Here is a 21,383-nt window from a genome sequence, read left to right on the forward strand (position 1 = left end):
ATATATTAGTAACATCAGTTCTTAATGCAATAAATTCAATAATATTCTTGTTTTCATCTAAAACAGGCATTATTGATGACTGTACATAATATACTTTTCCATCTTTTGTAATATTTTTTAGAACTCCTGACCATATTTTTTTTTCATCTTTAATTGTTCTCCAAAGGTTTTCAAAAAGTTTTTTTGGTTCACTTGGATCTCTTATAATATTATGTGACCTACCAATTAATTCATCAGAAGAATAACCTGAAATATCGCAAAAGTTTTTATTAACATAAGTAATAATACCTTTAATATTAGTTTTTGAGATAATTGATGATTGATCTACAATTATTTTATAATTCTTCATCAACTCTTTTTGTTCAACCAGTTCATAAATTAGTTTTGAAGTATCAGAGTGTTGTTCAATCTTTAAGATAAACTCTTCTGCATATATTGGTTTTCGTAAACATTCAGAAGCACCATTACTATATGCATCTCTTACAATTTCATATGTTCTACTTGTATCTGTTAATAAGATAATAGGTAAAGATTTATTAATATCATTTTTTACTTTTCTAATAAAACTAAAACATTCATCAAATGTAATATCTAAAATTATTACACTATATTTTTTTTCTTTTAATATTTCACATGATTGTTCTAAAGATGATAAGATATCAACATTATAATTTCTTGGAATTAATAAATCTTTTATTTGTTCTGATATTTTCTTTGACTGTTCAATTACTAATATATTATTATAAATTGTATTTTTTTGAACTTTTAGTATTGTTTTGTAAATACGTGTAGATAAAGAAGCAAAATTATTAACATCTATTATATAATCTAAAATACCTTTAAAATATAAATAATCTTTGTAATGAATATCTTTACTTGAAGATAAAACAATCATTTTTGTAGTACTTAGCTCTTCAAATTCTCTAATAAAATCAATCATTTCACCATCAGGTAAATTTAAATCAGAGATTATATAATCATATTGTTTTATATTTATTAGCTCTTTTGCGTATGCAATAGTATAAGCACTATCACATTGTATTGCAAATTTTTTTAGCTCATAACATAAAAGGGAATTATTTTTTGTATTGCCTTTTAATACTAATACTTTTATATCAAGTTTTTCAAAATCGCATAAGAAAGACGAAGAAGCCTCATCTATATTGTAATAATTAATCTTATACCCTATTCCACTATGATTTTTAATTATAGAAGGAAAAGTTTTTTTTCTTATTTTACGAATAACAGTTCTAATAGTATCAACAGAAGTAAAATTTGTTTTAGATAAAGAGTGTTTTAATATTTCATAACTTACACATTCACCTTTAGCTTGTACAAGTATTTTTAATAAAGAGTTTTCTTGAGTTGTTAACTTTATAATTTCTTCATTTGGAGTATATAAACAATTTTTCTTATAAATATAATCTTCACCTAAATCAAACTCTTCTTCTAAAAAAGTATTTTCATTTTTTTCTTTAATTTGGATTTTATTTATTTCATTTTCTATTAAGTCAAAAGATTGTTTTTTTAATATAAATTTATCTAATTTAATTGAGATTATTGAAAGAAGTAGTTTTTCATTAAGTTCAGAAGATAGTAAAACTGTACTTATGTCTTTGTGGTATTTTCTAATTTTATCAATAAGGGTTAAACCACTGCCATCAATTAAATCTATATCTGTAATTAAAATATCTGGTTTAAAAAAAGAAATTTCAATTAATGCTTCTTTAAATGATTTAATGTATTTGATATCATAATTTTTTTTTAGTAAATATGATAATAAGTTTTGTCCATAGTTTACATCTGAATCTATATAAAGTATTTTGATTTTGTTCATTGATATGCCTAAGAAATATATACTTTATAGTATTAAATTTAAATGAATAAAAAGTGAATAGTTATAAAAAAAGAGATAAATCTCTTTTTTTATTTTAAACTAGTGGCAACCACATCCAGTACCACAGCTTCCACCAGATGACTTAGCTGGTTCTTGTGCTTTAGGAGCAGCAGCTGTTGAACAAGCGCTAACACCTGGAGCTGTTGTTGGTTGAATAGATTCATTAGTTCTATCATCATCAATACTTGCTAGGAAAGTAATTAACTTTTCAGCAGCAATCATATATCTTTTTGCAGATACAGATTCAGGATTAAAGTAAGTAACAGGTTTTCCAGTATCTCCACCTTCTCTAATAGCAGGTTCAATTGGTAAGTTTCCTAATACTTGAGTATTATATTGATCAGCTAAAGCATCACAAGTTCCCATTCCAAAGATATCAGATTCTGTTTCACATGATGGACAAATAAATCCACTCATATTTTCAACAATTCCAGCAACTGGAATATGTAATTTTTTAAACATATCTAATGATCTTCTTGAATCATCAAGTGCTACATGCTGAGGAGTTGTAACATTAATACCAGCAGCTACTGGAACACTTTGAGCTAAAGTTAATTGAGCATCACCAGTTCCTGGAGGCATATCAATAAATAAAATATCTAATTCTTCCCATAAGATATCTCTTAATAATTGTTGGATTGCTTTCATAATCATAGCACCTCTCCAAATAAGAGCTTGACCTTCTTCCATTAACATACCCATTGACATAACATCAACACCATATGCATTTAATGGTTTAGCTTTATCACCAATAATTTCTACTTCTTTACCTTGTAAACCCATCATTCGAGGAATATTTGGACCATAGATATCAGCATCTAAGATACCAACTTTTTTACCTTGCATAGCAGCTGCAACTGCTAAGTTTACAGTAGTAGTTGATTTACCAACTCCACCTTTTCCTGAACTTACCATTACCACTTTTTTAATTTGTGGTGCAATATTCTTTCCACTAACAGAGTTGCTGTTTTGTTTTGGAGCTTCTGGCTTATTGAAATTAAGTGTAGCATTCATTCCAATAGCGTTCATACATGCTGTGATTTCTTTAGTTAATTGTGCTTCAACTTCAGGTGCAGTTGATGTGATATCTAAGCTAATTAAACAATTTGTTCCATTTACTTGAACATCTTTTACAAAACCAAATTCAATAATAGATTTTGCAAAACCTGGATATTTGATATTTTCTAATTCTTTTTTAATACCTTCTATATTTGCCATAGAAAAAGTCCTTTAATTATATTTAATATTTGTATTATAATTGAAATAGGATAATTTTTGTCTTAATTGATTCAAATTAACATATTTTTACCATTTTTATCAGAATTATATTATCTAAAAAATATGAAAATTAAAGAATTATAAATTATACTCATTAAATAACTTTTGCTAAACATACGCTATAAAACTAATATATACTTAGTATAAATTCAAAAAAGAGTTGATATGTTTAAGTTATTCATTATATTTTTATTAACAGTTACTTTATCTCATAACCTTTATGCTTCACTTAAAAAAGATGAACTTAAAAACTTCCTAAGTCAAGAAATGAAATTAGGTAAAAAAGATCTAAATTTACCTATTTGGGAAGTATTAAATAAAGATGGGAAATTACAAGCTTATACATTTGAAACATATGACCTTGCTCCAGTATTAGGCTTTTCAGGTGGAAAAATGAATATGCTTGTAACAATAGATTTAGATGGAAACTTTTTAGATGTAAATCTATTAGACCAAGATGAACCTGTATTTGTATCAGGTCTAGGAGTTGTGCCATTTCTTGAATTTTTAGAACAATATAAGCAGAAAAACCTATCTTCAAACATTAAAGTAGGAAAACAAATAACTGTAAGTAATACAGTATATATAGATGGAGTAAGCAAAGCAACTGCTTCTGTAAAAATTGCAAATGATAGTATCCTCGCTTCCTCTATTAAAGTAGCAAGTCAAAAATTATCAGGAGTTGCTCCAAAACAAATAAGAAATGCAAAAAAAGATTTATTTGAAAAATTAACTTTTAAAGAACTTTTAGAAAAAAGATTAATTACAAACATAAAAATCAAAAAGGGTGATATAGAAAAACTTTTTAAAGATTCAGGCTTTGAAAACAATTCATTTAAAGAAAATAAAGATGATGTTTTTTTAGATTTATACATTGCAAATTTAGCAATTCCTAGTATTATGAATAATTTACTGCAACTTGAAACTCAAGAAGAAATCAAAAATCAAATTACTCAAACACAAGAACCAATTATAATATTTGCAAATGGTGAACACCAAATATTATCAGAAAACTTTGTACCAAATACTTCGCCTGATACATTTGAAATTATTCAAGATACTTTTCCTATTCATATAAATGATGGGGACTATGAAATACAATTTTTAGATAATATCCCTAACTTTAACCAAGCTATTATTTTAGATGTTGATAAAAAATACAACTTTGATCCATCAAGTTCTTGGCTATTTAATTTAAAATTTTTAAGAGGTGATACAACTTTATATTCTACACCTATTTTAAAAAGCATTGATTTTGAGATAAAAACTCCTAATAGATATTTTGAAACATTAGAAAAAAAAGAAGAACAAGCTTTATGGTTAAGTTCTATGATTGAACAAAAAAATAAACTTATTATTCTAAGTATTTTCCTAACAGTATTATTTATAACACTTTATAAATATCAAACTTTGTTGGAAAAGCTTCGATATAAAAGAACTTTTATATTATTGATTACATTATTTTTTATTGGTTGGTATGGACAAGGTCAACTTAGTATGGTTACTATATTAGGGTTTGTAAAAGCAATACTTAACTCTCAAAGTCTTAACTTTTTATTATATGATCCGTTCTCACTTATTATTTGGTTTTTTGTTTTTATTTCACTTATTATTTGGGGAAGAGGGACATTTTGTGGATGGTTATGTCCTTATGGAGTATTGCAAGAGTTATCATATTATTTTGCAAGACTTTTACGTCTTCCTATTATCAAAGTACCTCAAAAACTTAGTGATAAGATGACTTATATTAGATATATAGTTTTAGTTTTACTTATCTTATCTGTAATTTTTGCTCCTAAAATAACTGAGTATTTAATTGAAATAGAACCTTTTAAAACATCAATTACTTTAATATTTGACAGAGAAATTCCATATGTTCTATATGCACTATTTTGGATTTTTCTAAGCATGTTTATATTCAAAGGGTTTTGTAGATTTATCTGTCCTTTAGGAGCTTTTCTTTCACTTGCTGGAAAATTAAAATTTTTAGATTGGTTACCAAGAAGAAAAGAGTGTGGAAATCCATGTAATAACTGTTATAAAAATTGTAACTACAATGCAATTGATAAAAAAGATGGTCATATAAAATATGATGAATGTTTTCAATGTTTAGATTGTGTACAAATTTATAGTGATGATAAACTGTGTAAAATTCTAATAAAAAATGCAAAAGATAAAAAGATTACATCATGGAGAAAAACAAATGACTAAGATATCAAGAAGAAAGTTTTTAAGTATTTCGGCTATTTGTTTAGTTACTCCTTTATTATCAAAAGATACAAGACTTGAACAAATTACTTGGGAAGGTGTGGCGTTAGGTGCTCCTTCTACTATGACATTATATCATCATAATATTTCTTATATTAAAAAAATATTAAAAAAATGTGAGGAAGAAATTCTTAGACTTGAAAATATTTTTTCTTTATATAAAGATAATTCAAGTATTAATCAACTAAATTCTAAGGGATATTTAAATAATCCTCCAAAAGAATTATTAGAACTAATCTCTTTTTCCAATACAATTTCCAAACAAACAAACGGAGTATTTGATATTTCTATTCAGCCATTATGGAATGCTTATTCAAAATATTCTAATAATGAAAAAATATTAAAACAAAAAGTAAAAGAAGCAAAAAAATTAGTTTCTTATAAAAATATCTTTTTTAATGAAAAACAAATTAGACTCAATAAAAAAAATATGGCCATAACATTAAATGGTATAGCACAAGGCTATATAAGTGATAAGATAAGTAATTTACTTAAAAAAGAAGGTTTTATGAATGTCTTAGTAGACTTAGGTGAAATTAATGCTATTGGACAACATCCACAAAAAAGAGATTGGAATATTTTAACACCTTATTTAAAAAATCAAGATTATATTCAAATAAATAATGAAGCAATGGCTAGTTCAGGAGCATATGGAACAAGATTTAATAAAAAATATCATCATTTGATAAATGCAAAAAAAGCTGTAAGTGTAGATTATATAAATTCAGTTACTGTACTTGCAGAAAATGCAACATTAGCAGATGGTTTAGCAACAGCATTAGCTGTGATTTCTAAAAAAGAAAGAGAAAAGCTTATGAAGATATACCCTAAAGCTAGAGTATATCTTTCATAAATTTTATTAATCGTTTGCGATATCTAACATTGCTTCACCATGTTCAGCAACGATTTTTTGAGTAATTTTGTATGAACAGAATTTTGGTCCACACATTGAACAAAACTCAGCTTCTTTAAATACATCTTGAGGAAGAGTTTCATCATGATATTCTCTAGCTCTATCTGGGTCTAAACAAAGTTCAAATTGTCTATTCCAATCAAAACCATATCTAGCATCAGACATTTCATCATCAATATCTCTTGCACCTTTTCTACCTCTTGCAATATCAGCAGCATGAGCAGCAATTTTATATGCAATAATCCCATCTCTAACATCAGCAGCATTTGGTAAACCTAAGTGCTCTTTTGGTGTTACATAACAAAGCATTGAAGCTCCATGCCATCCACCAACAGCCGCACCAATTGCAGATGAAATATGATCATAACCAGCAGCAATATCAGTTACTAATGGTCCTAAGATATAGAAAGGAGCTTCATGACAATACTCTTTTTCTAATTTCATATTTCTTTCAATTTGATTTAAAGGAACGTGACCTGGTCCTTCAATCATAACTTGAACATCTTTTTCCCATGCTCTTAGAGTTAATTCTCCAAGAACTTTAAGCTCAGATAATTGTGCAGGATCAGAAGCATCTGCTAAACAACCTGGTCTTAAAGAATCTCCTAAAGATAAAGAAACATCATATTTTCTACAAATTTCTAAAATATCATCAAATGCTTCATAAAATGGGTTTTCTTTATGGTAATGCATCATCCATGCAGCCATTAAAGAACCACCTCTTGAAACGATTCCCATTTTTCTTTTTGCAACATTAGGCATATTTTCAAGTAAGAAACCTGCATGAATTGTAAAGTAAGAAACACCTTGTTGTGCTTGTTTCTCTAAAACTTTTAACATAACATCAATAGATAAATCTTCAATTTTATCTTTACAGTCATGTAAGATTTGATAAATTGGAACTGTTCCAATAGGTACAGTTGAATGCTCAATAACTGCTGTTCTAATAGAATCTAAGTCACCACCTGTACTTAAATCCATAATAGTATCAGCACCATATTTTAAACATACATCAACTTTTTCAATTTCACCAGCTACATCAGAAGCTAGTGCAGAAGAACCGATATTTGCATTAATTTTACAAGATGAAGCAATACCAATTGCCATTGGAACTACATGTTTATGATTTACGTTTGCTGGAATAATTAATCTTCCTCTTGCAATTTCAGATCGAATAACTTCTGGATCTACTTTTTCAATTTTTGCAACGTATTCCATATCTGGAGTAACAATACCTTGTCTTGCATAATACATTTGAGTTCTAACTTTATCATTTTTATGATTTTCTAACCATTCTCTCATTTTTAAAAATCCTATAATATTTATTTAATTTTCGATTATAGCCAACAAATGTTTAGAGAAGCAAAAATTCTCTTATAATTTAGACTTATTATTTATGTAAGTTTCTTTTCTATATAATAATTGCTTATGTCATAAAGATTTTAGGAATGTAATTACAATGAAAAAAACATTAGATGAAAAAATTGATTCTTTACCACCCTTACCTCAAAGTATTCTTGAGTTAGAGGACTTTAGAAACTTAGACAATCCAACAACAGAAGAGCTAATTAAAATCATAGAAAAAGATCCATTAATGATTACTACAATTTTAAGAATAGCCAATTCTAGTATGTATGGGTTTAGAAGCCAAGTTGAAACATTAAGTAGAGCAATTAACTTATTAGGTATAAATTTTACTATTTCAATTGCAATTGGTTCAGTTGTTCAAAATACCCTAAAATCTAATTTAAGTGCATATAGTATTAGTAATGATAAGTTTATATATATCTGTGCACTTGCATCTGAGATTATAAATATTTGGGTTTCTCAAATTGATAAACAATTAAAAATTAAACTATTAATGCCAGCATTTTTACAAGAAATAGGTAAATTCATAATTTCTGACTTTATACAACAAAATAAATTAGAAGATAAATTTAAAGAAGAACTAAATAGTGAAAAAAGTATCTCTGATTGTGAAAAAGAGTTTACAGGATTAACAAGTTCTAAGGTAACTGCAAATATATTTAAATATTGGTCTTTTAGTCCTAACCTAATTTTACCAATTGCGTATGTTGATAAGATACAAGAATGCCCATCAAGCTTTGCTAAGTCTGCTCAAATACTAGAGATTACTAAAATTTTAACAGATATTAGAAATCCTTTTAATGAAAAAGCAATAGAAAATGCTGTTAATAAAGCAATAGACTATAATTTTGACACTGAAATTTTGTTAACTTCAATTAAGCAAATCAAATCAAAACTAAAATAAATACTTAACTTCAGCATAAGTAAAATTCCTATATAATATGTAACTTTTTTACACAAGGGAATTTTATTGTTAGATGTTACACTAATAGTTCTATGTGCAGGTAACTCCTCGAGGTTTGAACATAAAACAAAGAAACAATGGATTAGAATTGATAATGAGCCATTATGGCTAAATGTTACAAAAAGATTAAGTACTTATGCTAATTTTGATGAAATTATAATTACTTCTCATTCTAATGAACTAAAATATATGCAAAACTTTACTGATGACTACACTTTCGTTGAAGGTGGTCAAACCAGACAAGAATCAATAAAAAACTCATTACAAAATGCTACTAGTAAATATGTAATGATAACAGATGTTGCAAGAGCATGTATCCCTTATAGTGTAATAAACAATCTATTAGAAGAAAAACAAAATGCAGATTGTATTGTTCCTGTTTTAAATGTTTCTGATACCGTAGTTTATGGTGAAGATACAATTAATAGAGACAACGTAAAACTTATTCAAACTCCTCAGCTTTCAAATACCAAAATTCTTAAAAATTCTCTTTTAACAGATGTTGAATATACAGATGATAGTTCTGCTATAAAAGCAAATAATGGAACTATTAAATATATTCAAGGAAGTACTAAAAGTAAAAAACTTACTTTTGGTGATGAATTAAAAGATATTGATTGTTTAAAACCTGCTTCAAATAATTTTTTCACAGGTACAGGTTTTGATATTCACCAATTTGAAGATAACAAAGAGATGTATCTTGGTGGTGTTTTATTAGATTGTGATTTTGGATTTAAAGCGCATAGCGATGGTGATGTATTAATTCATTCAGTAATTGATGCTCTTTTAGGAGCAGCTGGTGCTGGAGATATTGGAGAGTTTTTCCCAGATACAGATGAAAAATATAAAGGAATAGATTCTAAAATCTTACTTCAAGAGATAGTCTCTTTTATTTATAATGTTGGGTATGAAATAGTAAATATTGATTTAACTATTATTGCCCAAAAACCAAAAATAAACCCTGTTAAAAATGAAATAAAAAGTTCAATGGCTAAGTTATTACAAATTGATAAACAGTTTGTAAATATCAAAGCTACAACAGCAGAAAAGATGGGATTTATAGGAAGAAGTGAAGGCGTTGCTGTACAAAGTATTGCAACATTGAAATATTACAACTGGAAATGAAATGAATATATTAATTATAGAAAATGAAATTTACTTAGCACAAAAAATTGTATCAAGATTATTAGATGATGGACATAGCTGCGACTATATTGAATCACCAAATATTGATAACCTAACAAAAGAGTATGATATTATACTTTTATCTACATCTTTACCTTCTGCTTTATGCAAAAGTATTATAAAAAGATATAAAGAGATTTCTATAATAATTTTATTAGTTTCTTATATTTCAGATGAAACAGTAACTAATCCAATTAAAGATGGTGCTAAAGACTATATAATGAAACCATTTATTATGGATGAATTAGTTAGAAAACTTTATCATTATAAAGAGTGTAGATCAATAAAAAGAGAACTTCAAACGCTAAGAGATTATGTAAAGTTTGTAATGTCTGATATTGATACATCAGATGTTTTATTACCTCCTTCATTTCCAATATTAATAGAATCAAATTCTCAAATGTGTTCAGATAAATTAGTATTTGAATTATCAAGAAAAATTGATATGCCAATTACATTTATTTCATTAAACTCAACTACATGGCAAAAACAAATAAATGCAGTTCAATTTAAATCTATAATTTATCTTACTGATTTTCATACATTAAAAAGAAATGCAAAAGAGAATCTAATTAAACTAATTGAAGATAAAGATTGTATTATTTCATCACTTGAAACAGAAGTTGATTTCCCTCATAGAAAAATTGAGTTTAATAATAATAATCAACTAATTACAAATACAAATATTATGACAATAAATGATTATGTAAAATTAATGGTTTTATCATACCAAACAAAATATCCAGATACAGAGTTATCAAAAAAATTAGGAATTTCAAGAAAATCTCTTTGGGAAAAGAGAAAAAAACTTGGAATAGAAAAGAAAAAGTAAGGACAAAAATTGAATTTAAGAAAGTTTTTTTTAACAGTAGGATATTCAGGGCTTTTTCCTAAAGCACCAGGAACAGCAGGTTCATTTGTATCACTATTAATAGGTTTAGTTTTAGTTCAATACTTACATGTATCAACAATTTTTTTATTATCTCTGTTAATAAGTGCATTAGCCGTTAAACAAATAGATATTTATGAAAAAGAAACAGGTGAACATGATAGCAAAGAGATTGTAATCGATGAATTAGCTGGTATGTGGATAACTTTATCAATTTGTTGGATAAATATTGAAAGTACATCTTCAATGATTATAGTAGCTACTTTAGCATTCTTTTATTTTAGACTTTTTGATATTTGGAAACCTTCATTAATTGGTAAAATTGATAGAGATGTAAAAGGTGGATGGGGAGTTATGGGTGATGACCTATTAGCTGGAATTGCTGCAGGTATTGCAACAGTTGGAACTTATCAACTTATCCAAATGTTCTTAGTATAAAAATAAGAATATAAATAAAAAAAGGGGGAAGAGTTTAACTCTTCCCCCTTTTTTATACCTAAATTCTAAAGTAAGATTGTTAAAGAATTTATTGTTTTACATAAGGTCAAGGCGAAGTTCTAAATTTAAAAGGAGTGTACATTAAGTACATGACGAATAAATTTAGAACTTCAACGCAGAGATTATGGAAATAAAATGAATTATTTCACAATCTTAGCGAATTCGTTAAAGATGTATTTAGACTCATGAGGACCTGGTGAAGCCTCTGGGTGATGTTGTACTGAGAAAATATCTTTATTCTTATATTTAACACCTTCAATAGTATTATCAAATAAGTTTTGGTGAGTGATTTCAGCAATTTCTATAATATTATCAGGAACATTATAGTTATGGTTTTGTGCAGTAATTTCTACTACATTACTTGGATTTACAACTGGATGATTTCCACCATGTTGTCCAAATTTTAATTTATATGTATCATATCCATGAGCAATAGATAACATTTGGTGTCCTAAACAAATTGCGAACATTGGAATGTTTGCATTTATAAGTTTTTCAACTTCTGCTTTTTCTTTAGTTAAAGTAAGTGGATCACCTGGACCATTTGATAAGAAGATACCACCAATTTCTTTTGCTTCAAATCTAGCAATTAAATCTTCTGCTTTAAACGATGATGGAATAACTTCAACTTCAAGACCTGATTGAACTAATTCATTTAAGATATTTCTTTTAACACCAAAATCAACAACAAGAACTTTTTTATCACTCATCATTGCTTTATTATATGCCATTTCAGAATGATTCCAAGCACCAAATTTATGAACATATGCTTCTTTTGTAGATACTTGTTCAATATAGTTGATATCTTCAATTCTAGGACTTGCAGCTAATTGTTTAGCTAACTCATCTTTATCGTGAATTTCAGTTGATGCAATCATCATCATTGCACCTTCATCTCTTAACATTTTAGTTAAATATCTTGTATCTATTTCACAAATACCTAAAACATTATGCTCTTTTAGTAAAGAATCTAAAGTATCTTGTGCTCTAAAGTTTGAGTAATCATTATGGTAATTTCTTACTAATACACCTTTACAGTGACAATTTCTACTTTCCATATCATTGTCATTTACACCAACATTACCAATTTCTGGCATTGTAAATGTAACAAACTGTCCAGCGTAAGATGGATCAGAGATTATTTCTTGGTATCCTGTTAATGACGTATTAAAAACTATTTCACCAACAGATGTTCCTGTTGCACCAAATGATTTTGCTTCTAAAAATGTACCATTCTCTAAATATATCCATACTCTTTGCATATTATATCAATCCTCTCTTTATTAATTCTTCTTCATATAAACTATGATAAATTTGCTCATAGTCATCTGTACCTGGTATTAACTTTCTTTTATAGTTTTTAAGTTTAGCTATAACATCTGAATCAGCTTCCTCAAAACCTTTCATAAATTCATCAATCGAAGCAAAAATTACATTTTTGATTTGATTATCTGAACATGTATAATGAATAAAATCTTCATCCCATAAATAATCTAATATTTGGTGAGCAATATCTGAAAACCTATCTTCATTATTTAAAATAACACCATAATCATTAGCTAATCTTTTTTTAGTCATCCAAAAAAGTTGTCTTCTATCTGCATTGTGGAATTCTATTTCTTCTTCTTGTGCATCTAAAATTTCATTAACTTTTTCATCAAGATCATATTCTTTATCAATATCAGCATCTAATATTTTTTCAATTTCAGCTTCAATACTATGTTTTTCTTTTCTAATTTCAACGAATTCACAAGTGATTAAATCTCTTGTGATTCTTCTTGAAATATATGGTGTATGATGTGTTTTCATTCTCATAAAAAATTACCCCCTAATAATTGTGTCGGCTCTTTCTGGTGAAGTTGATACAATCCCTACTCTTACAGATGTAACTTCTTCGATTTTTTCAATATATTTTTTAGCATTTAAAGGTAGAGCATCAAAATCTCTAGCACCAGCTAATGTATCCCAACCGTCAAATTCTTCATAAATTGGTTTAACATTTTCTAAATCTGATGGCATATAATCAATTCTTTGCCCATTTAAATCATAAGCCACACAGATTTTAATTTTAGGGAATCCATCTAAAACATCAAGTTTCATTAAAGATAATTGATCACAACCATTTAATCTTGCAGCATGTTTAACAGCAATAGCATCAAACCAACCACATCTTCTTCCTCTTCCTGTTGTAACACCTACTTCTTTACCAATATCAGCAATCTTTTGACCTTCTTCTGTAAAATCTTCAGAAGGGAAAGGACCATTACCAACTCTTGTAGTATAAGCTTTAACAATACCTGTAACTTGTCCAATATCTTTTGGAGATATTCCTAAACCAGTACAAGCTCCTGCACTTACAGTTGAAGAAGATGTAACATAAGGATATGTTCCATGGTCAATATCAAGTAAAGTACCTTGTGCACCTTCTAATAAAATTCTCTTATCAGAATCAATTGCATCCCAAACCATAATTGTTGTATCTGCAATAAATGGAGCTAAAGCATCTTTATAAGATGTTAATAATTCTAATAATTCGTCTTTATTAGGAGTTGGGATTTCTAATACATTGAAAATCGCTTTATTTTGTTCAAAGAATTCAATAATTGATTCAGTTAATTTACTAGGGTTTAATAATTCACCAACTCTAAATCCTGTTCTTGAAATTTTCTCAGCATAAGCAGGTCCGATTCCTTTTCCAGTTGTACCAATAGCTTTATCACCTTTTAGTCTCTCTTTAGCTTGGTCAATTAAAGCATGGTATGGTAGGTTTAAATGTGCTTTATCAGAAATAAATAATCTTCCTTCTAAATCATTAAACTGTTCCATTTCTTTAATAATTGATTCAGGAGATAATACAACTCCATTTCCAATAATATTAATAGCTTTTGGATTTAAAACTCCAGATGGAATTAAGTGTAATGCGTATCTTACACCATCAACCCAGATTGTATGACCTGCATTGTGTCCACCTTGACTTCTACAAACCATATCATAATTTTGGGCAAGCATATCAACCATCTTACCTTTACCTTCGTCACCCCATTGTATTCCTACAATTAAATCTGCTTTACTCATATTAATCCTCTAAAATTTTTAATAAACTATCTGTATACAATGCAAAACCTAATGAAGACATACCTTCACTTGAATACATTCCACCCTTACATACTGTAAGATTATCTTTTATAACTCTATAATAAATACCATCATAATATTTTAATGAACCATAATATAATGGTGCAATAATAATATTTGAATAATTCACTTCATTTGCTTTTTCAAGTAATTTTTCTAATTCAGCTTTTATTGATGCAGGTACTAAAGCAATTACTTCTTCTAAATCACTAATGTTTTTAACTTTTATTAATTTATCAAGCCAATCACATTTTAATTTAAATAATGATGCTATCTCTCCATTTTTAAATAATTCAATATCAATATTTAACTCAAGTGCAACAAGTTTTGGAATATTAATATTAGAAATTTGTAAAATTGGCTCTATATTTAATGATTTTAAAATATCAACTGTTAAATTCATAATATCAGCGATATTATTATGTCCAACCCATTCACAACCAATTTGGTACTCTTCTGTTGATGGATAAGTAAAGATTGGTTGAACATAGAACCATTTTTTATGGTCTGTAGTTCTTCCTAATCTTTTTGAAATAATTCTAACTACATCTAAAGTAGAATCAGCTCTTAATGAAACTTGTTCATTTTGCTCATCAGAAAACTTAATTAGTTTTTTTTCACATTCAATTGATTGATGTTGTGAATATGAGAAATTAGGAGTTAGAATCTCTTCAAAATCTCTATTATCTAATATTTCACAAACTTTATTTTCTAAGGCTCTTTTTGCTTTAGCAGATTTACCAAAGTATAATCTACTACCATTTGGAATTTCATGTTCAAAAATCATAAGAATTAATTACCTTTGAACATTTTTGTTGAAAACACTTTACTAGCCGTTCCATCAAAAGTTCTAACACCTAATTCATCTAAAGCTAACTCAACAGTATTTACTGCCCATGAAGCTTCATTGTCTTCAACTAATCCCATATGATTAATTCTAAAAATTAATGATTTTATATGATCTTGTCCACCAGCAATATTAACACCATATTTAGTTTTTAATATTTTTCTAATAGCAGGTGCATTTTCTGTATAAATAGTTGTCATAGCATTTGCAGGAGTTTTTGGATAAATCTCACAACCAATTGCAAGTAATGCTTCTCTTGTAGCACTCGCTCTTAATGCTGTTTGTTCATATAAAGCATCAAAACCACCATTATTTTTAATATTAGATAAAATTTCTCTTAATCCAATAATTAATGTTGTAGCTGCTGTCCATGCTGTAGTATTAGTTCTTTGTTTTTTAATTTCTGTTGCTAAATTAAAATAAAAACCTCTAGATTTTTTCTCAATTTTTGAAACTGCATCATTTGATAATCCAATAATTGCTAATCCTGGAGGAAGCATTAATGCTTTTTGACTTCCAGTGATTACTGCGTCTAAATTAGAAACATCAATTTTTTCAACACCAATTGCTGTAATTCCATCTGCAACAATCATAATATCTTTATTATATTCTTTAACTGCTGCTGCAATCTCTTCAACAGGGTGTCTTAAACCACCTGCACTTTCACATAATTGAATAAAAATAGCATCTATATCACTATCAGCTTTAACTGCTTCTAATACAGATTCAACACTAACAGGAGTATTCCACTCATTTTTAATTTCACTGTAATCAATATCAAAAGCTTTACAAATCTTTCCAAATCTTTCACCAAACTTACCTGAATTTATAGTAAGGGCTTTTTTATGTGTTAAGTTTGTGATACAAGCTTCCATTGCTCCTGAACCACTAGATGCAAGCATTACAACTTCATCCATTCCATATAGTTCAAATAATAACTCTCTAGTTTCTGCAAAAATAGCTTCAAATTCTGGAGTTCTATGATGTATTGTAATATCAGCCATAGCCTTTCTTACAAATTCTGGTACTGGAGTAGGACCTGGAGTTAATAGCATTTTACTTTCCTTATTTCTTTCTTTGTAGCAAATCGAAATATTTTATCTAATTTTTTATTACGAAGAGGTTAAGCATTTTTTTGTAAATTTTTCAAAACTCTTGACATTTAGTACTAACTAGTAGTATAATCCTTCAAGGAGTTAAAAGATGAATAATAAAAGTTCAAAAAGTTATGGAAATAGAACTGATAAATCTATGAAAACTGTTGTTAGATTAGAAAGAGTTCGATTAAAAATTACCAATAAAACTGTAAACTATTTATCTGCTAACAACCTAACATTTAATCAATTTAAAGTTTTAGAAGTTCTTTATCATAGAGGTAATCTAAATATAGGTTCAATTACAAAACTTATAATGGGAACACCAGGAAATACAACAGTTGTAGTTAAAAATCTTAAAAGAGATGGTTGGATTACATCAATTGCGGATCCTGATGACAAAAGAGCATCTATATTAACAATAACGCAAAAAGGTATTGAAATTATAGAAAAAGTATTTCCAAATCATGCAAAACAATTAAGAGATTCTTTAGATGTTTTAGATGATGAAGAACTAGACACTTTATATGAATTATTAAATAAAGTCTATAAGGCCAATTAAAAAAATTTAAACAAATACTACTAACTAGTAATACAAAAAGGTAAAAAATGAATTTAGTAAAATTAGGATTAGCATCAATTTTAGCAGCAGGTGTATTATATGCAGGAACATACAATGTTGATACAAGTCATTCAAATGTTGGATTTAAAGTAAAACACTTAATGATTTCAAATGTATCAGGAAAATTTGATAAATTTTCTGGTTCGTTTGAATATGATGAAAAAACTAAACAATTAAAAAGTTTAAAGGGAATTATAGATGTAAATTCTGTAAACACTGAAAATGCAAAAAGAGATGGGCATTTAAAATCTGCTGATTTTTTTGATGCTGGTAAATATCCTGAAATTACTTTTACATTAGAAAAAATAAAAGATGATTATGCTTTTGGAAAATTAACAATACATGGTATTACAAAAGATGTAAAACTTGATTATGAAAATAATGGAAGTATTATTGACCCATGGGGAAATACAAGAGTTGGTCTTGCATTAAGTGGAAAATTAAATAGAAGTGATTATGGTCTAGTTTATAACCAAGCATTAGAAGCAGGTGGAGTTGTAATTGGTGAGAAAGTAAAATTAAATATTGAATTAGAAGGAATCTTAGCTAAGTAATTAGCTAAGAAAAATTATGAACCCAACACTATTTATTTCACATGGCGCACCAAATATAATTTTAAGTGATATAAAATCAAAAAAAAATATTAGAAAATTAGCTTTAGATATAAAAATACCAAAATATATAATTATATTTTCAGCACACTACTTAACTAATGATTTAAAAATCATATCACCTAAAGTAAATAAAATCATGTATGATTTTTATGGTTTTGAAGATGAATTATATAAAGTCCAATATGAAGTAAATAGTGATGAGAATCTAACACTTAATCTTATTGATAAACTAAAAAAACAAAATATAGATATATCAATAGATGAAAATAGAAAAAGCTATGACCATGGTGTTTGGAATGTATTAGCATTAATGTATGATAAGTTGTCAATTCCAGTACTACAAATAAGTATTCCAAAATCTTTTAGTCCAAAAGAGCTTATGGATTTAGGAGAAAAACTTCAAATATTTAAAGATGAAGCATTGATTATTTGTAGTGGTGGAATTACTCACAATTTAGCTGATATGAGTATGGATTTAAGAATAAAAGATTATGCAAAAAAATTCAATAATGATATTGTAGATATTATTGAAAATGAAAGAGAAGATGATTTAATTAAAATTGAAAAAAATATAAATTTTTATAAAAATCATCCGACAAATGAACATTTTCTACCTTTATTTATCGCCTATGGAAGTGCTATAAATAAAAAAGGAAAATCATTTAATAGTGAGATGCTTTATTCAAATATCTCAATGCAAAGTTTTATCTTTGATAAATAAAAGGATTTAAAATGTTAAAAAAATTACCAAAAGAAAATATGGGAACATCAAATCTTGGTTGGCTACAGAGTCGATTTCATTTCTCATTTGCAGAATATAGAAACCCTGAAAATATAAACTTTGGAGTTTTAAGAGTTTTAAACGATGATATAATTCATGCAAATTCAGGTTTTGATCTTCATCCTCATTCAAATATGGAAATTATTTCGTATATTGTTAATGGAGAAATTTCTCATAAAGATTCAATGGGAAATGAAGAAGTTCTAAAAGCTGGTGAAGTTCAGTATTTAAGTGCTGGAGATGGTATTTATCATAGTGAACATAATAAAAGCAATAAAGATTTAAGACTGCTTCAAATATGGATAGTTCCTCCAAAACAATCTTTGCCAAGACTTTATGGTTCATATAAATATACACCATCTCAAAAAGAAAATAAACTTCTAAAGATTGTCTCTTCACTAGAAGGAGATTCTAAAGTAAGAATATATCAAGATGTAAATATTTATGTATCACAACTTGAAAAAGCAAAAAGTTTAGATTTTAAAATAGAGAAAAATAGACAAGTTTATTTTGTTCAAATTGAAGGTTCTTCTTTTGTAAATTCTCTTGAATTAAAAGATTCAGATGCAATGCAAATAGTAAAAGAAGAAAATTTACATATAGAAGCTATTTCAAATTCACATTTTTTATTTATTGAGATGAATGAACAATAGATATATAGCAGTTTTTTAAAAATCATTTATGGTACAATCTTAAAAAACTTATATAGGTATTCTAAAATCATGAGAATAAAAATACTATTAAATGGCGTTGGACGTATTGGAAAAGCTATTTTAAAACAAATAATCAATAATAAAAACTTTGAAATTGTAGCCATAAATGAGATTAATCCATATATTGAAAATATTGTTTATTCTATTAATTATGATTCAACATATGGAAACTTATCGGATAAATTTAAAATAGTAAATGATAACTTTATACAAAATAGTAATGCAAAAATTAAAATATTAAATCACAAAAACTTAACAGATATAAATCTAGATAATATTGATATTATAATAGATGCAAGTGGGAAAAAAGAAGATAAAAATATCTTGAAAAACCTTCCTATTCAAGCTATTTTTCTAACACATCCAAATGCAAATGCTGATATAAATATAATCCTAGGGGCAAATGAAAAAGATCTTGCCCCAAATATTCATAAAATAATATCAACAAGCTCTTGTAATGCAACAGCACTTTTACCTGCATTAAAATTAATCAATGATACAAAACAAATAGTTTGCGGAGATATTGTTACAATTCATCCTTTATTAAATCATCAAAGAGTACTTGATGGACATTTTGTAGGAAGTGCTACAAGAGATGTTGAGTGCAATTTTGAGTTTGGTCGCTCTTCCACTCAAAATATTATTCCAAATAAAACAACTACAATAACAGCTTGTTCTTTAGTATTAAAAGAGATTAATTCAGATTTAATATCATCAAGTTCGCTAAGAGTTCCAACTGATACAGTTGGTGCTATAAATGTTACTTTATTTACAAAAGAAAAATGTTCAAAAGATGAGATTATAAATTTATTTAATGAATATGAAAAAAATCAAGAGTTTCCAATTTTATTAAATAACTATGAACCTTTAGTATCAAGTGATTTTAAAAAAGAGAATAAAACTACAATAATAGATCACAGATATACAGATGTTAAAAACAATAATATGATAAAACTTTTAGTTTGGTATGATAATGAATGGGGATATGCTTCAAAAGTTGTAGATATTTTAAAATTCTATATAAGTCAAAATTCTAAATTATCTACTTAATTTTTTTTGCTTTTTATCTTCATACATTCTATCATCAGCAATAGCTATTATACCTTGAACAGTTTGTCCATCAACACCATATTCTGCACAACCAAATGAAGCCTGAATTTCAATACATAATTCATCATTAGTATATAAATTATTTTCAAGTTTAGTACTAATTTTTTCAATAAGAACACTTGCTTCTATTGCTGAAGTTTCTGGTAATAATAAAACAAATTCATCGCCACCAGTTCTAAAAAAGTAATCACTTTCTCGAATTGATTCAGATACAAGTTTTGTAAATAAGACTAAAATATCATCACCAATATGGTGACCAAAAGTATCATTAACATATTTAAACTTATTTAAATCAATTACAATTAAACTTAAATTATGACTGTAACGTTTTGTATTTTTTATAAGTAATTCTGAATATTCATCAAATTTTTTTCTATTATAAATACCTGTTAAACTGTCAGTATTACTTATTTTTTCCAAATTATTATATGAAAGTATTAACTCTTCATTTTGTCTATTAAATGCTTGTTCAATTTCTTTTACTTCTTTTATTGATGTATCAATTAAAACTTTTTTTTCTAAATCATTATGATTTGTTATTTTATTCATTTGAAAAATAAGACTTTTAATTGGTTTTACAAAATATTTTTTAAGAAGAACATACCACATACTAAAAAAGACAATGATTACTAGTAGAAATAGAATACTTGCCATTACAAGAATCTCTTTTAATGAAATTTGTAAATTCAAAATAGGATATTCCATTAATAAAACAGCAGCAGTTTCTCCTTCTTTTGAAGAAGTATGACATTGTAAACACTCTTTTGCATAAATAATAGGTGATGCAAATATTACATTATCTTCATGCCTACTTATATCAGCTTTTTTATTCTCAAAAACATCTTTTACAAAACTTGAAGAGCTTTCATTTGGTTTTATTATATTAATATTTGCAGAAGGGATACTATGTTCTAAATTTCTTACAAGTTCAGATAAAGACTCTTTATTCCCACCATTTTTCATTACTGTATAAAGGTTTTGAAATACTAAATCTGCCATAACACCTGCATCATTTTTAATGCTTTTTTCTATACTACTTGATTGAATATAAGTACCATATAAAATAAACAATGAAACAATTAAACTCATTGAAATAATTATTGTATTTCGTATAAATTTATTGTACGAGATTGTTTTCTTCATTATTTTCCCTGTAAAAAAATATAATACTTAAGGTTCTAAAACAAGCAGTATTATTTAAATATAA

Annotated in this window: 20 protein-coding genes; 11 read left to right on the plus strand and 9 right to left on the minus strand. The window is 27.0% G+C overall.

From position 1 onward, the window contains the following. Together ACERKK_RS02110 and ACERKK_RS02115 are read right to left on the minus strand one after the other, a co-directional pair. Positions 1-1,837, minus strand: a 1,837-nt coding sequence (locus ACERKK_RS02110) for a response regulator (protein WP_373771421.1), incomplete at its 3' end; no start/stop codon positions are given. Positions 1,838-1,936: 99 nt separating this feature from the next. Continuing rightward, positions 1,937-3,115 carry an Mrp/NBP35 family ATP-binding protein gene (locus ACERKK_RS02115; RefSeq protein ID WP_373771422.1) on the minus strand — a complete coding sequence of 393 codons (1,179 nt, stop codon included), beginning with the start codon at positions 3,113-3,115 and terminating at the stop codon, positions 1,937-1,939. Between the two features lie 225 nt (positions 3,116-3,340). Between ACERKK_RS02115 and ACERKK_RS02120 the strand changes: the two genes are divergently transcribed. Together ACERKK_RS02120 and ACERKK_RS02125 are read left to right on the plus strand one after the other, a co-directional pair. Beyond that, positions 3,341-5,386, plus strand: coding sequence for a 4Fe-4S binding protein (locus tag ACERKK_RS02120; RefSeq protein ID WP_373771423.1), 2,046 nt, complete (start codon positions 3,341-3,343; stop codon positions 5,384-5,386). Continuing rightward, entirely contained in the window at positions 5,379-6,296 is a 918-nt protein-coding gene (locus ACERKK_RS02125; RefSeq protein ID WP_373771424.1) for an FAD:protein FMN transferase, read from the plus strand. The genes ACERKK_RS02120 and ACERKK_RS02125 overlap by 8 nt, the downstream gene beginning before the upstream one ends. A gap of 6 nt (positions 6,297-6,302) precedes the next feature. Here the strand turns inward: ACERKK_RS02125 and thiC are convergent, their stop codons facing one another. Beyond that, complete coding sequence (thiC, locus tag ACERKK_RS02130; RefSeq protein WP_373771425.1) at positions 6,303-7,658, minus strand: phosphomethylpyrimidine synthase ThiC; 1,356 nt, start codon at positions 7,656-7,658, stop codon at positions 6,303-6,305. A gap of 157 nt (positions 7,659-7,815) precedes the next feature. Between thiC and ACERKK_RS02135 the strand changes: the two genes are divergently transcribed. The 4 genes from ACERKK_RS02135 to ACERKK_RS02150 all read left to right on the plus strand — a co-directional run bounded on the left by ACERKK_RS02135 (position 7,816) and on the right by ACERKK_RS02150 (position 11,200). Next, positions 7,816-8,628, plus strand: a complete 813-nt coding sequence (locus ACERKK_RS02135; protein ID WP_373771426.1) for an HDOD domain-containing protein — start codon at positions 7,816-7,818, stop codon at positions 8,626-8,628. A 66-nt stretch (positions 8,629-8,694) separates the two neighbouring features. Beyond that, a complete protein-coding gene (locus tag ACERKK_RS02140; RefSeq protein WP_373771427.1) occupies positions 8,695-9,813 on the plus strand; it encodes a bifunctional 2-C-methyl-D-erythritol 4-phosphate cytidylyltransferase/2-C-methyl-D-erythritol 2,4-cyclodiphosphate synthase in 1,119 nt (372 codons plus the stop codon). A gap of 1 nt (position 9,814) precedes the next feature. Further along, complete coding sequence (locus ACERKK_RS02145; RefSeq protein ID WP_373771428.1) at positions 9,815-10,705, plus strand: DNA-binding response regulator; 891 nt, start codon at positions 9,815-9,817, stop codon at positions 10,703-10,705. A 9-nt stretch (positions 10,706-10,714) separates the two neighbouring features. Continuing rightward, entirely contained in the window at positions 10,715-11,200 is a 486-nt protein-coding gene (locus ACERKK_RS02150) for a phosphatidylglycerophosphatase A (RefSeq protein ID WP_373771429.1), read from the plus strand. A gap of 200 nt (positions 11,201-11,400) precedes the next feature. Here ACERKK_RS02150 and carA read toward each other — a convergent pair whose 3' ends face one another. Genes carA through ACERKK_RS02175 form a run of 5 tightly spaced genes read right to left on the minus strand, consistent with a single transcriptional unit; the run spans position 11,401 to position 16,297 of the window. Next, positions 11,401-12,522 (minus strand): glutamine-hydrolyzing carbamoyl-phosphate synthase small subunit, encoded by a 1,122-nt coding sequence (gene carA / locus ACERKK_RS02155; protein WP_373771430.1) that lies wholly within the window; start codon positions 12,520-12,522, stop codon positions 11,401-11,403. 1 nt (position 12,523) lies between these two features. Then, positions 12,524-13,075 (minus strand): DUF507 family protein, encoded by a 552-nt coding sequence (locus ACERKK_RS02160; RefSeq protein WP_373771431.1) that lies wholly within the window; start codon positions 13,073-13,075, stop codon positions 12,524-12,526. A 6-nt stretch (positions 13,076-13,081) separates the two neighbouring features. Continuing rightward, positions 13,082-14,335 carry an adenylosuccinate synthase gene (locus ACERKK_RS02165; RefSeq protein WP_373771432.1) on the minus strand — a complete coding sequence of 418 codons (1,254 nt, stop codon included), beginning with the start codon at positions 14,333-14,335 and terminating at the stop codon, positions 13,082-13,084. 1 nt (position 14,336) lies between these two features. Continuing rightward, positions 14,337-15,182 (minus strand): ATP phosphoribosyltransferase regulatory subunit, encoded by an 846-nt coding sequence (locus ACERKK_RS02170; RefSeq protein WP_373771433.1) that lies wholly within the window; start codon positions 15,180-15,182, stop codon positions 14,337-14,339. Positions 15,183-15,187: 5 nt separating this feature from the next. Beyond that, positions 15,188-16,297 carry an alanine--glyoxylate aminotransferase family protein gene (locus ACERKK_RS02175; RefSeq protein ID WP_373771434.1) on the minus strand — a complete coding sequence of 370 codons (1,110 nt, stop codon included), beginning with the start codon at positions 16,295-16,297 and terminating at the stop codon, positions 15,188-15,190. Between the two features lie 148 nt (positions 16,298-16,445). On the opposite strand from ACERKK_RS02175, the gene ACERKK_RS02180 reads away from it, so the two are divergent. The 5 genes from ACERKK_RS02180 (at position 16,446) to ACERKK_RS02200 (ending at position 20,116) form a co-directional block, all read left to right on the plus strand. Then, positions 16,446-16,898, plus strand: a complete 453-nt coding sequence (locus tag ACERKK_RS02180; protein ID WP_373771435.1) for a MarR family winged helix-turn-helix transcriptional regulator — start codon at positions 16,446-16,448, stop codon at positions 16,896-16,898. A gap of 47 nt (positions 16,899-16,945) precedes the next feature. Beyond that, positions 16,946-17,512 carry a YceI family protein gene (locus tag ACERKK_RS02185; RefSeq protein ID WP_373771436.1) on the plus strand — a complete coding sequence of 189 codons (567 nt, stop codon included), beginning with the start codon at positions 16,946-16,948 and terminating at the stop codon, positions 17,510-17,512. A gap of 16 nt (positions 17,513-17,528) precedes the next feature. Beyond that, positions 17,529-18,293 (plus strand): class III extradiol ring-cleavage dioxygenase, encoded by a 765-nt coding sequence (locus ACERKK_RS02190; protein WP_373771437.1) that lies wholly within the window; start codon positions 17,529-17,531, stop codon positions 18,291-18,293. Between the two features lie 11 nt (positions 18,294-18,304). After that, positions 18,305-19,006 carry a pirin family protein gene (locus tag ACERKK_RS02195; protein WP_373771438.1) on the plus strand — a complete coding sequence of 234 codons (702 nt, stop codon included), beginning with the start codon at positions 18,305-18,307 and terminating at the stop codon, positions 19,004-19,006. A gap of 69 nt (positions 19,007-19,075) precedes the next feature. Then, entirely contained in the window at positions 19,076-20,116 is a 1,041-nt protein-coding gene (locus ACERKK_RS02200; protein ID WP_373771439.1) for a glyceraldehyde 3-phosphate dehydrogenase NAD-binding domain-containing protein, read from the plus strand. On the opposite strand, the gene ACERKK_RS02205 is transcribed toward ACERKK_RS02200, so the two are convergent. After that, a complete protein-coding gene (locus tag ACERKK_RS02205; protein ID WP_373771440.1) occupies positions 20,105-21,319 on the minus strand; it encodes a GGDEF domain-containing protein in 1,215 nt (404 codons plus the stop codon). The two genes, ACERKK_RS02200 and ACERKK_RS02205, sit on opposite strands and share 12 nt — an antisense overlap. Between the last annotated feature and the right edge of the window lie 64 nt (positions 21,320-21,383).

Source organism: Poseidonibacter sp. (genome assembly GCF_041821165.1).
Lineage (GTDB): Bacteria > Campylobacterota > Campylobacteria > Campylobacterales > Arcobacteraceae > Poseidonibacter.